Origin of the sequence: Arthrobacter alkaliphilus (genome assembly GCF_021483235.1) — a bacterium.
GTDB lineage: Bacteria > Actinomycetota > Actinomycetes > Actinomycetales > Micrococcaceae > Arthrobacter > Arthrobacter alkaliphilus.
Genome location: NZ_JAKEEC010000005.1, coordinates 21,755 through 34,753, shown reverse-complemented (window position 1 = coordinate 34,753; position 12,999 = coordinate 21,755). Strand labels below are relative to the sequence as shown.

Here is a 12,999-nt window from a genome sequence, read left to right as displayed (position 1 = left end):
CCGGTTTGGTTGTTTCGCTCACAGGTGCCAGCCTAGTTGCCATGATGGACAATTTCACGCCGGGACCGTTCACCGACGAACTCAATGCCGCCGGGGTTCCGCAGGAGTTGCACGGCTGGCTTTCCCGCTACGGCGTGGGCTCCCTCGTAACGAAGATGGGCATCAAGTTCCTGGAACTGAGCCCTGAAAGGACCGTCGCCACCATGCCGGTCGAAGGCAATACCCAGGTTGCCGGGATCCTCCACGGCGGGGCGCATGTGGTCCTCGCCGAGACTCTTGGCTCCTTTGCTGCTGCCCTGCATGCCGGCGCCGGACGCCACGTGGTGGGAATCGAAGTGGGCGCCACCCACCACCGCTCCATAGCGAGCGGCCTGGTCACCGGCACCTGCACGGCCATCCACTTGGGCGGCACGCTCGCCACCCATGAGATCGTCATGACCGACGATCACGGCCGGCGGCTGTCAACTGCCCGTATTACCAACATGATCCGGGAGAACAGGACCCGCTGAACCGGCGCGGGCGGGGAACTTGTAGCGCATCTCGACTGCCGCGGCACCGAGGGTGCGGGACGAGATCAACTCAAGCGGCGCCGTCGGGCTCTCTACCGGAAGCAACCGCTTGCCGGAGCCCAACGCGACCGGGATCAACGTGACGATCATCTCGTCCAGCAGGCCGGCCTTGGCGAACTGGGCCACGAGGTTTCCGCCGCCAACCAGCCACACGTTCTTGTCGTCGGCGTCGGAGATCAGGTCCTGCGCGAACTCCGCAACCTCGCCACGGACGAACGTGACGTCCGCGCCGGCCGGTGCGGTGTACTCGCGGTGGGTGAAGATCCAGCATGGGACACCCGGGTAGGGCCACTTGCCAGGTTCATGTTCCATGAGCCAGCGATAGGTCTGGCCACCCATGACAATGCAGCCGATGCCGGCCATGAAGTCTTCGTAGCTTTCGGTGACGCCCTCGGCGTCTTCGAACTGGAGCAGCCAGCCGAGATCGTCCTCTTTCGTGGCGATGAACCCGTCGAGCGAGGACGCCACGTAATACTGGAAATCCACCATGGCCCCACCCTACTCATCAGGCAGCGGCGTTCACAGCTACTTCGAGAAGTACGGAACGATCAGGTAGATCCCGAAAAGCACCGCGATTCCGCAGGCCGCGAAACACGCGTAGGCAAGCGACCGGACCAAGACCGGCGACTTCTGCCGGGCGTCGCCCGCGACGGCCGTCAGCCGGACACCGAGGGAATACAGCACCACGAGGAGCAGCGCCGCCACGAGCGTCGCGCCGGCTACTTGCGCCAGATCCAACCACTTCATGCCTGGCCGTCCTTGCTCGCGCCTTTGCTTACGCCCTGTTTTTTGGCGTTCTTCTTGCGGAAGCGGACCGCGGTACCGGCTTCTTCGACTTCGACGGCGTTGTGGTGTCCCACGTGTGACTTCCTCGAGTAGATGAACATGTAGACGACGACGGCGGTGCCCACGATTGCGGCGATGACCGCGCCGACGGTGCCGGTGCCAATGAGGAAAGCGGTCAACGCGCCCACGACCGCGGCCGCGGGAAGGGTGAAGAGCCAGCCGGTGGCGATGCGCCCCACCGTACCCCAGCGGACCGAAGTGCCCTTGCGGCCAAGGCCAGAACCAATGACGGAACCGGAAGCGACTTGCGTGGTGGAGAGCGCGAAGCCGAGGTGGGAGGAAGCGAGGATGGCCGAAGCCGTGCTGGCCTCCGCGGAAAAGCCTTGCGCTGGCTTGACGTCCGTCAGCCCCGAGCCCATGGTCCGGATGATGCGCCAACCGCCGGCGTACGTTCCGATCGCAATGGCGAGTGCACACGCCCCGATGACCCAGACCTGCGGGCCGCTCCCTACCGGCTGGCTTCCGGCGGCAATCAGGACGAGGGTGATGATGCCCATGGTCTTTTGCGCGTCGTTGGTACCGTGGGCCAACGCGACCAGGCTCGAGGTGAAGATCTGGCCCGTGCGGAATCCGCCGCGTTTCGGGGCCAGCTTGTCGCCCGTCTCAGGGTCATGCCGGGACGTCAGGGCGTAGGCCAGCTTGGTGCATAGATACGCTACGGCACCCGCAAGCACTGGCGAGAAGACGGCCGGAAGAATGACCTTCTGGAGCACGGTGTCGAAGTTCACGGCGTGGAATCCGATGCCGACGATCGCGGCACCGATGAGGCCGCCGAAAAGCGCGTGCGATGAACTGGACGGCAGCCCTTTGAGCCACGTGAACATGTTCCAGAGGACCGCGCCCATCAATCCGGCAAAGATGATCTCCGGCGTGATGTGGATACCGTCCGCGCCCTCGCGGATAAGGCCTCCCGATATGGTCTTGGCCACTTCGGTGGACAGGAAGGCGCCCACGAGGTTGAGCACCGCCGCCAAGGCAACAGCCGTTTTGGGCTTGATGGCGCCTGTGGCGATCGGAGTGGCCATGGCGTTCGCGGTGTCGTGGAACCCGTTGGTGAAGTCAAAAAATAAGGCCAACGCTATGACAAGCGCGACCATGAAGGTGATTCCCACCTGGTGCCCAATCTGCAGAGACGACGATGCGCAGTTCCACTTTCCGGGGCCTGCCTGACGCAAACAGTTCAGAAACCGTTCATCTGAATGCACTGGCGGAATTAACGATGGCAGGCGTGAAACCTTAAGAATCCTACGTGCCATTGCGTGCGTGGCCAAACGTTGGCGTGGCCCGGGACCGGCCGGGGAACCGGCTCAGCCGAGGAATTGCCGGACTGTCGCGATCTCGCTCCTCGTCAGCCCCCTCCGCGGGTCCGGGGCGATCCAAAGCACGCGGTTGCCGAGGAATTCAGCCCAGGACCGGGCCGCGGCTTCATGGTTCAGCTGGTCGTCCATCCAAACGATGCGTTCGGCTCCGGATTCCTGGACGTCCTTCTGCAGGGCGTCCAGCTTCCACCAATCTGCGGTCCGGTCCCAGCCATCGCTGCTCAGGACGGGCCAATGCTCACCGCGGAGGCCGATGGCGGGGCAGAGGAACTCGGGCGCGAGCCGCTGCCACGTGGTCAGCCAAACAAACCTCGCCGCAGGGTGCGCGGCCAGGCCATTGAGCTCGTCGACCAGTTCCGCGGCGTACATCACGTCCAGGATTCCGGCGTCGGCCATTTTCCATTCAGTACCCCAATCGGTGAAGCCCATGGGACCGACGGGGCTCACCACCCCGTCCACATCGAGATACAGCGACACGGTGGCCATGCAGCCCCCTCCCGTAGGTGCCGACATAGCCAGCGTACGGCAGGCGCCGGACGGAGGGACCATGTTCAAATTCACTATCTTGACGCTCGTCGCAGAAATGATATTCTCAATGCATGGAAAACCGCACCGGCCACTCCGAAGGCACCATCAGGGCCCGGGGCATCAGGCCCATCGAGGAATCGGTCCGCACCGACTTCAGCCAGGCCATGTCCTACGGCGGGTATCTGGACCTTGACCGCCTCCTCAACGCCCAGCACCCGTTGAGCACTCCGGAACACCATGACGAGTTGCTGTTCATCATCCAGCACCAGACCAGCGAATTGTGGCTCAAGCTGATCCTGCATGAGCTCCTTGAAGCCCGCCGGCTCCTTGACGTGGACAACCTTGCCAAAGCCCTCAAGTGCATCGCCCGGGTCAAGGCGATCCAGCGGACCATGACCGAGCAGTGGTCCGTCCTGGGCACGCTCACGCCTCGCGAGTACTCCGAATTCCGGCGCTTCCTGGGCAGCTCGTCAGGCTTCCAGTCCTACCAGTACCGCGGGGTCGAGTTCCTGCTGGGCAACAAGAACCGCGGCATGCTCCGCGTCTTCGAGAGCGATCCGGCGGCACACAGCCAGCTCAGCACCCTCCTTGAAGAACCGACTCTGTATGACGCCTTCCTCGCGGTGCTGGCCCGGGCCGGGTATGCGGTTCCCGCCGAAATCCTGGAACGTGACACGAGCGAACCGTGGACGTTCCAGAAGGACCTGGTCCCGGTCTTCCGCGAGATTTACGAATCGGAAGCGACGCCCTGGGGCTTCTACGAGGCCTGCGAGGACCTCGTTGACATCGAGGACAATTTCCACGCATGGCGCTTCCGCCACTTGCGTACCGTGCAGCGGACCATCGGCTTCAAGGCGGGTACGGGCGGTTCCTCAGGCGTCGACTTCCTCAAGAGGGCCCTTGACCTGGCCTTCTTCCCGGAGCTCTACGCCGTGCGCACCGAAATCGGCAACTGAACCGCATTCCAAGAAACCCCATCGGTCATTTCAGGAGAGACATGAACAGCGCCCAGCAAACGCAATGGCCAACGTCGGCCGAACTCGACGCGGCGGATCCCCTCGCCGGGCAGCGCGAGGCCTTTTACGTCCCGTCCGACGGCCAGCTCACCGCCTACCTCGACGGAAACTCGCTCGGCAGGCCGCTCAAGGCAACGTCGGTCAAGCTCGCATCCTTCGTCGAGGACGCATGGGGCAGCCGCCTGATCCGCGGCTGGGACGAACAGTGGATGGACGAGCCCACCGCGGTGGGCGACCGGATCGGCGTCGTCACACTGGGCGCGGCCGCGGGCCAGGTGACGGTGGGCGATTCGACGTCCGTCCTGCTCTACAAGCTCATCCGGGCAGCGGTCGACGCCCAGGCGGGCCGCGATGAGATCGTTGTGGACCGGGACAACTTCCCCACGGACCGTTTCATCATCGAGGGCATCGCCGCCGAGAGGGGCGCCAGCATCAAATGGGTCGCTTCCAATCCGGCCAGCGGCGTCCGGACTACGGACCTTGAAGGGCTGCTCGGCGAGCGGACCGCCGTCGTCGTGCTCAGCCACGTCGCGTACCGTTCCGGTTTCCTGGCCGATGCCGCGGCGATCACCGCGATGGTCAAGGACTCCGGAGCGCTCATGCTCTGGGACCTGTGCCACTCGGTGGGTTCGGTGCCGCTGGAACTGGATGCCTGGGGTGTGGACCTTGCAGTCGGTTGCACGTACAAATACCTCAATGGCGGCCCGGGCTCCCCTGCGTTCGCGTACGTCAACGCTTCGCAGCAGGACCGCCTCCAGCAGCCGATCTGGGGCTGGATGGGTGCCGACAACCCCTTCGGAATGGCGGAAAGCTACACACCGGCACGCGGGATCCGCAGCTTCATCACCGGCACTCCCCCGGTGCTGGCCATGCAACCGCTCAAGGACATGGTGGAGCTGATCGCATCAGTGGGCATGGACGCCGTGCGGGAGAAGTCCATCAAGCTGACGGAGTACGCAGCCGCCTTGGCTGAGGACCTGCTGGTCCCCCTCGGCGTCGAAATCGTCAGCCCGCGCAACCCCGCAGAGCGGGGCTCGCACATCACAGTGGACCACCCCTTGTTCGGCGAGGTGACCAAGGCACTCTGGGAGCGGGGCGTCATACCGGACTTCCGTCCGCCGCATGGACTGCGGATCGGGCTCTCGCCCCTCAGCACCAGCTACGCGGAGGTTGAGCTGGGAGTGAGCGCCATCCGGGATGCCCTCAGCGAACTCCTGTGAGTGCCGTCCTCGACGACATGGACTCCCGGCCGGGGAGTACGACGTCGTTGCTTCGCACAGTGATCGGCCTGTACCTGCGCGATGCCGGCGGATGGATGGCCACGAGGCACATCATCGCCCTCATGGAGGCCCTCGGGGTGACCGCGGCTGTTACCCGCACGGCCTTGTCACGGTTGAAGAAAAAGGACATCGTCCTTCCGCAGCTGCGCCAGGGCGTTCCCGGTTTCGCCGTCACCGAGGGCGCGGCAGCAATGCTCGCCCGCGGCGACCGGCGGATCTTCACCCCCCGCCTGATGTCCCCCGCGGACCGCTGGTGCCTCGTGTCCTTTTCCATTCCGGAAACGGAACGGGAAAAGCGGCACCAGTTGCGGCGGCGGTTGCACTGGATTGGCTGCGGCACGGTGGCAGCAGGGCTGTGGATCTGCCCGGACCCGCTGCGGGAGGAAGTCGAGGAAATCCTTGAGGACCTGGAGTTGCGCGGCATGGCCACGGTGTTCGTGACGGACACCCCCATGGTGGGCGGCAGCCTCCGCGAGGCCGCATCCACCTGGTGGGACCTCGAGGCGGTGGCGGAACTGCATCGCGACTTCATCAGGCACCACGGCACGGCGTCCGACGACGGCGGCCGAGACGACGGCGGCAGGGGCAGCAGTGACGACGGCGGCAGAGGCAACAGTGCCGACGGGGGCGCGGGCCCGGCCGAGGCCTTCGCCCGTTATGTCCGGTGCATCGACCGCTGGCGGATCATTCCGTACCTTGATCCGGGGCTGCCGGCGGAATTCCTTCCCGTGGATTGGCCCGGCATGGCGGGAATCGCCCTGTTCGAGCGCCTCGTGGCCGCCTATTCAGGGCCGAGCGCGGACTTCGTGCGGAGGACGCTGGAAGCTTAGGGGCGATGGCAGGTGATCCCTTCAGGTACCAGGCGTACGCTGGAACCATGAGCTTCTCCGATGGTGGATGGTTCGCGAGGTTGCCATGACCCGCCCATGGTTCCGTTGGTTGCCGGCCGCGCTGGTTCCGGCAGCCCTGGCCGCGGCGGCCCTGGCTGGTTCCTACCAGGCAGGAGCCGCGACCAGCCTGCCGCACAAGACGGCTGAGGAAGTCATTGCGATGATCGGCCGGGCCGACGTCCATGCCCTGTCCGGGACACTTCAGCAAAGTTCCGATCTGGGGCTCCCCCAGCTTCCCTCCGCCGGACCAAAGGCAACCCAAGGCCCCGCTTCGGTCATGGAGCTCTTGAGCGGTTCGCACACGGTTCGTGTCTACCTGGACGGCCCTGCCAAGGCCAGGTTCCAGGTGATGGATATGCTCGCCGAGCGCGACCTCGTCCGCAACGGCAGCGATCTCTGGCTCTACAACTCGGCCGACAACACGGCGGCACACATGACGGCGCCCGCAGAGCCTGCGCGCACGGCGGCCCCGCACGCGACGCCGGCTCCGGGACTGACCACGCCTGACGCCGTCGCCCGGCACTTCCTCGCCGCCGTCGGGCCCACCACTGACGTGACCGTGGGCGATGGAACCACGGTGGCAGGCCGCACCGCCTACCAATTGGTAATCAAACCGCGCACTACCGGCACGCTCGTCGATTCCGTGACAGTCGCCGTCGACTCCGCCACGGGCCTGCCGCTCGGCGTCGACGTGCGGGCACGGGACCACGCCGCAGCGGCCTTTTCGATCGCATTCAGTGACGTGACCCTGTCGGCGCCAGACGCCGCCTTGTTCAATTTCACCCCGCCCCGGGGTGCCGCCGTCGAAGAGAAGGCAACACCGCAACTGCATGGCCTCCCGGGCAAGTCCGGCCAGCCGCCGCCGGTGAAGGCACCAGCCGTCCGGCCAACAGTCACGGGCACCGGTTGGGACGCAGTGGTCGCCCTGCCCCCGGGCACCGTGCCGGCAGACGTCCGTTCGGCGCCGATGTTGGCGCAGCTCACCCAGCCGGTAGCGGGTGGCCGCGCATTGACGACCAGCCTGGTGACTGTCTTGATGCTCGACGACGGCCGCGTCTTTGCGGGAATGGTGCCACTTGAGCGGTTGCAGGCCGTAGCCGCCGCAAGATGACGGAGGGATCGCCGCCAGCTGACCTGGCAATAGAGACGGATGGCCTCAGCAAACGCTTCGGGCACCGCACCGTCGTCGATGGCGTCGATCTGGCGGTGCCGCGCGGTTCAGTCTTTGGCTTCCTCGGCCCGAATGGCTCAGGCAAGACCACCACCATCCGTTTGCTGCTTGGTTTGGCATCCGCCAGCAGCGGCCACATCCGGGTCCTCGGCGGCGAGATGCCAAGCCAACTTGCAACCGTCCTGCCTCGTGTGGGGCCGCTCGTGGAAGGGCCGGCCTTCTACCCTTTCCTGTCCGGGGCGGCGAACCTTCGCCGCTTGGACAGCGCCGACCTCCACGCCTCCCCGCGGACAAGGGCCGCCCGCGTGGACGAAGCCCTCGAAAGGGTGGGCTTGTCCCATGCCGCCGCCAAGAAAGTCCGAGCCTATTCCCTCGGAATGAAGCAGCGGCTTGGCATTGCGCATGCCTTGCTGCGACCGAGGGAACTGCTCGTCCTGGACGAACCGACCAACGGCTTGGATCCGCAAGGGACCCGCGAGGTGCGCGGCTTGGTCCGCTCCCTGGCCGCCGGGGGTACCACCGTGTTCGTTTCCAGCCATCTCCTCGCGGAAGTGGAGCAGATGTGCACCCATGTGGGCGTCATGAGCGTCGGCAAGCTCGTAGCCCAAGGAACACTCCACGAACTGCGCGCGGCAGGAAAAGCCACGGTCCGGCTCCATACGCCCGATATCGAGGCCGCCGTCCGTGTCCTGACCAGGCTGGGCCTGCAATCGGAACTGTCGCCCCCGCAGCCGGGCTCCTATGCAAGCGACGGCCGGAGCCTCGTCACTACCGGCCCCGCAGGGCACGACGTGGCTCCGGAGGCGATCGTGGCTGCCCTGGTGTCCAACGGCGTACGGGTCCGGGGTTTCTGGGTGGAGAACGCCAGCCTGGAGGAACGTTTCGTCTCCCTGACCGGAGAGGGGTTCGACATTGCCGGCTGAACGTGGAACCGAAGTCATGACCGGCGCGCCGGACGCCCGGCCATCAAGTTCGTGGTCCCTCATGGCCTCCGAACTCTCGGTGCTGTTCAGGCGGCTGCGCACATGGGCCATGCTTCTGGCGCTCGCGGCGATCCCCCTCCTCATCGCCGCGGCAGTCAAGCTGAGTTCCCATCCCGTGGCACCGGGGCGTGGTCCGCCATTCCTGGACCGCATCACCCAAAACGGACTTTTCGTCGCCGTCACGGCAATGACCGTCTCCGTACCCTTGTTCCTTCCCCTCACGGTCGGAGTGGTTGCGGGCGACACGGTTGCCGGTGAAGCGAACCTGGGCACCCTCCGGTACCTTCTCGTCGCCCCGGCCGGACGCGTCCGCCTCTTGTTGATCAAGTACGTGTCCGCCGCGGCCTTCTGCCTGGCAGCGACCTTGACGGTGGCCGCCGCCGGCGCGCTGGCCGGCGTCGCACTTTTCCCGGTGGGTCCCGTCACACTGCTCTCCGGCGACACTGTCGGCGTCGGCGAATCCCTGGTGCGTTCCCTGCTGATCGCCGCGTATATCGCTGTGTCGCTGTTGGGCCTGTCCGCCATCGGGCTGGCCATTTCGACCTTTACGGACGTACCGGTCGGAGCCATGGCTGCGACCGTGGTGTTGTCAGTAGTGTCGCAGGTTGCGGACAACCTGCCGCAATTGGAGTGGCTGCACCCGTGGCTGTTCAGCCACTACTGGCTGGGCTTCGCGGATCTTTTGCGGCAACCAGTTTCGTGGACAAGTTTCGGCAACAATGCCCTCCTGCAGGCGGCCTACATTGTGGCGGCCGGCGCACTGGCTTACGGCAGGTTCACGAGCAAGGACGTCCTGTCCTGAACAACTGCCTGCCCGTAAGCTCATGGCATGGCAAGATTCTTCGACGTCCACCCGCAGGACCCCCAACCACGCGCAATCGCCCAGGTAGTGAACATCCTCCGGTCCGGCGGCCTCATCGCGTATCCCACCGATTCCTGTTACGCGCTCGGCGCGCAAATCGGCAACAGGGAAGCCCTTGACCGGATCCGCTCCATCCGGCACCTGGACAGCAAGCACCATTTCACGTTGGTGTGCAAGGACTTCGCGCAACTCGGACAGTTCGTCATGATCGACAACGATGTGTTCCGAACCATCAAGGCAGTCACGCCGGGTGCCTACACGTTCATCTTGCCCGCCACGAAGGAAGTGCCCCGCCGGCTCCTGCACCCCAAAAAGAAGACGGTGGGCGTTCGGATTCCCGACCATAGGTTTGTCCAGGCCCTGCTTGCCGAACTGGGCGAGCCGCTCCTGTCCAGCACCTTGCTGCTGCCCGACGAGGAGGAGCCGTTGACCCAAGGCTGGGAGATCAAGGAACGCTTGGACAACCTGGTGGAAGCCGTGATCGATTCCGGAGACACCGGCGCGGAGCCCACCACGGTGGTGGACTTCTCGAGCGGCACCGCGGAAGTGGTCAGGCGCGGCACCGGCGATCCCTCCCGATTCGAGTGAGCATGCGTACCGCCGAATCCCCTGTCACGATCGACGTCGACGGCACACCGATCTCCGGTATCTATGCCCGGCCGGACAAACCGGCCGCGACCGTCGTTCTCGCCCACGGAGCCGGGGCGGGCATGGAGCATCCGTTCCTGGCCGGCCTCGCGCACGCTTTGAATGACGACGGCGTCGCCACCTTGCGCTTCAACTTCCCCTACCGGGAAGCCGGCAAGAAGTTCCCCGACCGGCCGCCCGCGGCGATCGCAGCATGGCGGGCCGTCATGGCGGAAGCCGCGTCCCGATCAGACGGCGAACCGCTGTGGGCAGCAGGCAAGTCCTTTGGCGGCCGCATGGCATCGATGGCAGTAGCCGAGGGCATGCCCGCCGCGGGACTCGTCTATCTCGGCTACCCCCTGCACGCGCCGGGAAAACCGGAGAAACTCCGTGACGAGCACCTTTACGGGCTCACGCTTCCGATGCTCTTCCTGCAGGGCACCCGGGACACCTTCGCGACGCCCGACCTCCTCGAAAACGTGGTGGCCCGGATCGGACCCACCGCCACCATCGAGTGGTGGGAAGGCGGCGACCATTCCTTTGCACGCGCGGGAGTCAAAAAGAGCGCCGAGGACGTCGGGGCATCATTGGCGGCACCGGTATCGGCGTTTCTTCGCAAGAACGGCTGAGGCTCAGGCTTTGGCCGACGCAACGGCCAAGCCTGGGGGCAACGGTTCGTGCCGCAAGTACTCCCGGCGGAAACGGCCGCTGCCCGCCGTCAGTCCCCGCAGGACGATTGCGTACCGCAGCAATTCCTGTTCCGGAACTTCTGCGCTGATCTCGGTGCGCTCTCCGCCCACGGACGTCGTCCCGGTGACGCGTCCGCGGCGGGAGGACAGATCGCTCATGACCGCGCCTACGTGCTCGTCGGCCACCAAAACCGTCACGGCCGAAATCGGTTCAAGCAGTTGAATGCTGCCCGCCGCGGCGGCCTCCCGCAACGCCAACGCCCCGGCGGCCTGGAAAGCGGCGTCCGACGAATCGACGCTGTGTGTCTTGCCGCCCACCAGGACCACCCTGATGTCGACTACCGGGAAACCGGCCCGAACCCCTTTGCCCATCTGGGCGCGGACGCCCTTCTCGACCGAAACAACATACGTGGCGGGAATGACCCCGCCAACAATCCTGTCGACGAATTCGAAGCCTCCCCCGCGTTCAAGTGGTTCCACTTCGATATCGCAGATCGCGTACTGCCCGTGGCCGCCGGATTGCTTGACGTAGCGTCCGTGGCCGGCGGCCGGGGCAGCAAAGGTCTCCCGGAGCGGCGTGATGACGTCCACGGTCTGCAGCTTCACCCCCTGCTCGCGCAAGCGGTCCAGGACTGCCTCCGAGTGGGCCTCGCCCATGCACCACAGGACCAGCTGGTGCGTCTCCGAGTTGCGCTCCACCCTCAGGGTCGGATCTCCGGCCGCCACCTTGGCCAGGCTTTTTGACAACGCATCCTCATCGCCGTGCGAGGCCGCCTCGATCGCCACCGGCATCAGCGGCTCGGGCATGTCCCAGGTCTCCACAAGCAGCGGAGCCTCGCGTGCGGAAACCGTGTCTCCCGTTTCGGCGCTCGCCACCTTCGCCAGTGCGCAGATGTCCCCGGCCACGGCGAACTGTACCGGACGCAGGGTTGACCCCAACGGTGAGTAAAGGTGGGTGATGCGCTCGTCGCTGTCGTGGTCGGGGTGCCCTCGCTCGGCCTGGCCGTGGCCGCCCACATGCACGGCGGAGTCCTCGCGAAGCGTGCCTGAGAAGACCCGGACAAGGCACACCCGTCCCAGAAACGGGTCAACGGTGGTGCGCACCACTTCGCCAAGGAGCGGACCGTCCGGATCGCATTCCAAGGGTTCCAAGGGCGTCCCGCCCAGGTCGGTAACCGTGGGGAGGCTTCGCTCAGTCGGAGGCGGAAACGCGCGGGTCAGCACTTCAAGCAACTCGGCCGTGCCGACTCCCGTCATGGAAGAGCTGGCCAGCACCGGAAAGAACGTCCCCCGGACAATCGCGGTCTCCAAATCTTCCACGAGGGTATCGATCGGGACGTCCTCGCCGCCGAGGTACCGGTCCATCAAGGTCTCATCCTCGCTCTCGGAAATGATGCCCTCGATAAGTTCCCCGCGCAGACCTTCCGCGCCAGCCAGTTCAGCTGCTGTCGCAGCCCGGACAGCGGGCCGTGGTTCCCCGGCGGTGTACTCCGATACCGAGCCCGAAAGCAGCCCGAGCACTCCCGAAACGGCGTCGGCGTTGCGCACCGGTACATACAAAGGAAGGACGGAGTCGCCGAAGGCGGCCCGGCATTCAGCGAGTACGGCGTCATAGTTCGCCCGCGGATGGTCAAGCCGGCTGATGACCACTGCCCTTGGCATGCCAACGCGCTCGCATTCACCCCAGAGGGCAATGGTGCCGGCATCGACGCCGTCAACCGCCGACACCACGAACAGCGCCGCATCCGCGGCGCGGAGCCCCGCGCGCAGCTCTCCCATGAAATCGGCATAACCCGGGGTGTCGAGGAGATTCACTTTGATGTCGTCGAAGACCAGGGGCGCGGCGGACAGCCCGATGGATCGCTGCTGGTGGATGGCCGTCGCTTCCGAGTCGCCCACGGTGGTGCCATCCACGATCGAACCCATGCGGGTCACCACCCCGGCAGCGTAAAGGAGTGATTCGACGAGCATTGTCTTTCCCGCACCCGAGCGGCCGATCAAGACCACGTTCCGGATGTTTTCGGGCCGATCGGCAGGCGCCGAGGAAGCGTCCGCGCGTCGAAGATCGGGGTTTGTCCGGCTCGATCCCTTGGCCGCACTGCCCGGGCTTTTCACCGACATGAGCACCTCCTGGAGTAGAAGCCGGATCGGCCGCGTCCTTTGCTAACCGATTCCACACCCTGCACCGGCGCACGGCAAGAGCAATCGGCCCGCTCTGC

14 protein-coding genes are annotated in these 12,999 nt (G+C 65.6%); 9 read left to right on the top strand and 5 right to left on the bottom strand.

Annotation, left to right across the window (positions count from 1 at the left end):
• The first annotated feature begins 41 nt into the window (after positions 1–41).
• Positions 42–509 (top strand): hotdog fold thioesterase, encoded by a 468-nt coding sequence (locus tag L0B83_RS05635; RefSeq protein WP_234757427.1) that lies wholly within the window; start codon positions 42–44, stop codon positions 507–509.
• Here L0B83_RS05635 and L0B83_RS05630 read toward each other — a convergent pair.
• From L0B83_RS05630 to L0B83_RS05615, 4 genes are all read right to left on the bottom strand, one after another.
• Entirely contained in the window at positions 462–1,058 is a 597-nt protein-coding gene (locus L0B83_RS05630) for a dihydrofolate reductase family protein (protein WP_234757426.1), read from the bottom strand. The genes L0B83_RS05635 and L0B83_RS05630 overlap by 48 nt on opposite strands.
• Positions 1,059–1,094: 36 nt before the next feature.
• Positions 1,095–1,316: a hypothetical protein gene (locus tag L0B83_RS05625; RefSeq protein WP_234757425.1), complete on the bottom strand. Its 222-nt coding sequence runs from the start codon at positions 1,314–1,316 to the stop codon at positions 1,095–1,097.
• A complete protein-coding gene (locus tag L0B83_RS05620; RefSeq protein WP_234757424.1) occupies positions 1,313–2,527 on the bottom strand; it encodes an inorganic phosphate transporter in 1,215 nt (404 codons plus the stop codon). The genes L0B83_RS05625 and L0B83_RS05620 overlap by 4 nt, the downstream gene beginning before the upstream one ends.
• 195 nt (positions 2,528–2,722) lie before the next feature.
• Positions 2,723–3,220 (bottom strand): HAD domain-containing protein, encoded by a 498-nt coding sequence (locus L0B83_RS05615; protein ID WP_234757423.1) that lies wholly within the window; start codon positions 3,218–3,220, stop codon positions 2,723–2,725.
• 113 nt (positions 3,221–3,333) lie between these two features.
• On the opposite strand from L0B83_RS05615, the gene kynA reads away from it, so the two are divergent.
• The 8 genes from kynA to L0B83_RS05575 all read left to right on the top strand — a co-directional run bounded on the left by kynA (position 3,334) and on the right by L0B83_RS05575 (position 10,720).
• The gene (kynA, locus tag L0B83_RS05610; RefSeq protein ID WP_234757422.1) at positions 3,334–4,218 is read left to right on the top strand and encodes a tryptophan 2,3-dioxygenase; all 885 of its coding nucleotides are present in this window, start codon (positions 3,334–3,336) and stop codon (positions 4,216–4,218) included.
• 41 nt (positions 4,219–4,259) lie between these two features.
• Positions 4,260–5,498 carry a kynureninase gene (kynU, locus tag L0B83_RS05605; RefSeq protein ID WP_234757421.1) on the top strand — a complete coding sequence of 413 codons (1,239 nt, stop codon included), beginning with the start codon at positions 4,260–4,262 and terminating at the stop codon, positions 5,496–5,498.
• The gene (locus L0B83_RS05600; protein ID WP_234757420.1) at positions 5,495–6,388 is read left to right on the top strand and encodes a PaaX family transcriptional regulator; all 894 of its coding nucleotides are present in this window, start codon (positions 5,495–5,497) and stop codon (positions 6,386–6,388) included. The genes kynU and L0B83_RS05600 overlap by 4 nt, the downstream gene beginning before the upstream one ends.
• Positions 6,389–6,473: 85 nt before the next feature.
• Positions 6,474–7,559 carry a LolA family protein gene (locus L0B83_RS05595; RefSeq protein ID WP_234757419.1) on the top strand — a complete coding sequence of 362 codons (1,086 nt, stop codon included), beginning with the start codon at positions 6,474–6,476 and terminating at the stop codon, positions 7,557–7,559.
• Positions 7,556–8,542: an ABC transporter ATP-binding protein gene (locus L0B83_RS05590; protein ID WP_234757418.1), complete on the top strand. Its 987-nt coding sequence runs from the start codon at positions 7,556–7,558 to the stop codon at positions 8,540–8,542. The genes L0B83_RS05595 and L0B83_RS05590 overlap by 4 nt, the downstream gene beginning before the upstream one ends.
• Before the next feature lie 16 nt (positions 8,543–8,558).
• On the top strand, positions 8,559–9,404 hold the full coding sequence (locus L0B83_RS05585) for an ABC transporter permease (protein ID WP_234757417.1): 846 nt from the start codon (positions 8,559–8,561) through the stop codon (positions 9,402–9,404).
• Positions 9,405–9,431: 27 nt separating this feature from the next.
• Positions 9,432–10,052: an L-threonylcarbamoyladenylate synthase gene (locus tag L0B83_RS05580; protein WP_234757416.1), complete on the top strand. Its 621-nt coding sequence runs from the start codon at positions 9,432–9,434 to the stop codon at positions 10,050–10,052.
• Positions 10,053–10,054: 2 nt separating this feature from the next.
• The gene (locus L0B83_RS05575) at positions 10,055–10,720 is read left to right on the top strand and encodes an alpha/beta hydrolase family protein (protein WP_234757549.1); all 666 of its coding nucleotides are present in this window, start codon (positions 10,055–10,057) and stop codon (positions 10,718–10,720) included.
• A 3-nt stretch (positions 10,721–10,723) separates the two neighbouring features.
• Here the strand turns inward: L0B83_RS05575 and L0B83_RS05570 are convergent, their stop codons facing one another.
• On the bottom strand, positions 10,724–12,901 hold the full coding sequence (locus L0B83_RS05570; RefSeq protein ID WP_234757415.1) for an elongation factor G-like protein EF-G2: 2,178 nt from the start codon (positions 12,899–12,901) through the stop codon (positions 10,724–10,726).
• Between the last annotated feature and the right edge of the window lie 98 nt (positions 12,902–12,999).

Coding starts and splice junctions, on each gene's coding strand:
- L0B83_RS05625 (WP_234757425.1), bottom strand. CDS start 1,316: ATGAAGTGGTTGGATCTGGCGCAAGTAGCCGGCGCGACGCTCGTGGCG.
- L0B83_RS05595 (WP_234757419.1), top strand. CDS start 6,474: ATGACCCGCCCATGGTTCCGTTGGTTGCCGGCCGCGCTGGTTCCGGCA.
- kynU (WP_234757421.1), top strand. CDS start 4,260: ATGAACAGCGCCCAGCAAACGCAATGGCCAACGTCGGCCGAACTCGAC.
- kynA (WP_234757422.1), top strand. CDS start 3,334: ATGGAAAACCGCACCGGCCACTCCGAAGGCACCATCAGGGCCCGGGGC.
- L0B83_RS05575 (WP_234757549.1), top strand. CDS start 10,055: ATGCGTACCGCCGAATCCCCTGTCACGATCGACGTCGACGGCACACCG.
- L0B83_RS05635 (WP_234757427.1), top strand. CDS start 42: ATGATGGACAATTTCACGCCGGGACCGTTCACCGACGAACTCAATGCC.
- L0B83_RS05580 (WP_234757416.1), top strand. CDS start 9,432: ATGGCAAGATTCTTCGACGTCCACCCGCAGGACCCCCAACCACGCGCA.
- L0B83_RS05630 (WP_234757426.1), bottom strand. CDS start 1,058: ATGGTGGATTTCCAGTATTACGTGGCGTCCTCGCTCGACGGGTTCATC.
- L0B83_RS05585 (WP_234757417.1), top strand. CDS start 8,559: ATGACCGGCGCGCCGGACGCCCGGCCATCAAGTTCGTGGTCCCTCATG.
- L0B83_RS05615 (WP_234757423.1), bottom strand. CDS start 3,220: ATGGCCACCGTGTCGCTGTATCTCGATGTGGACGGGGTGGTGAGCCCC.
- L0B83_RS05570 (WP_234757415.1), bottom strand. CDS start 12,901: ATGTCGGTGAAAAGCCCGGGCAGTGCGGCCAAGGGATCGAGCCGGACA.
- L0B83_RS05590 (WP_234757418.1), top strand. CDS start 7,556: ATGACGGAGGGATCGCCGCCAGCTGACCTGGCAATAGAGACGGATGGC.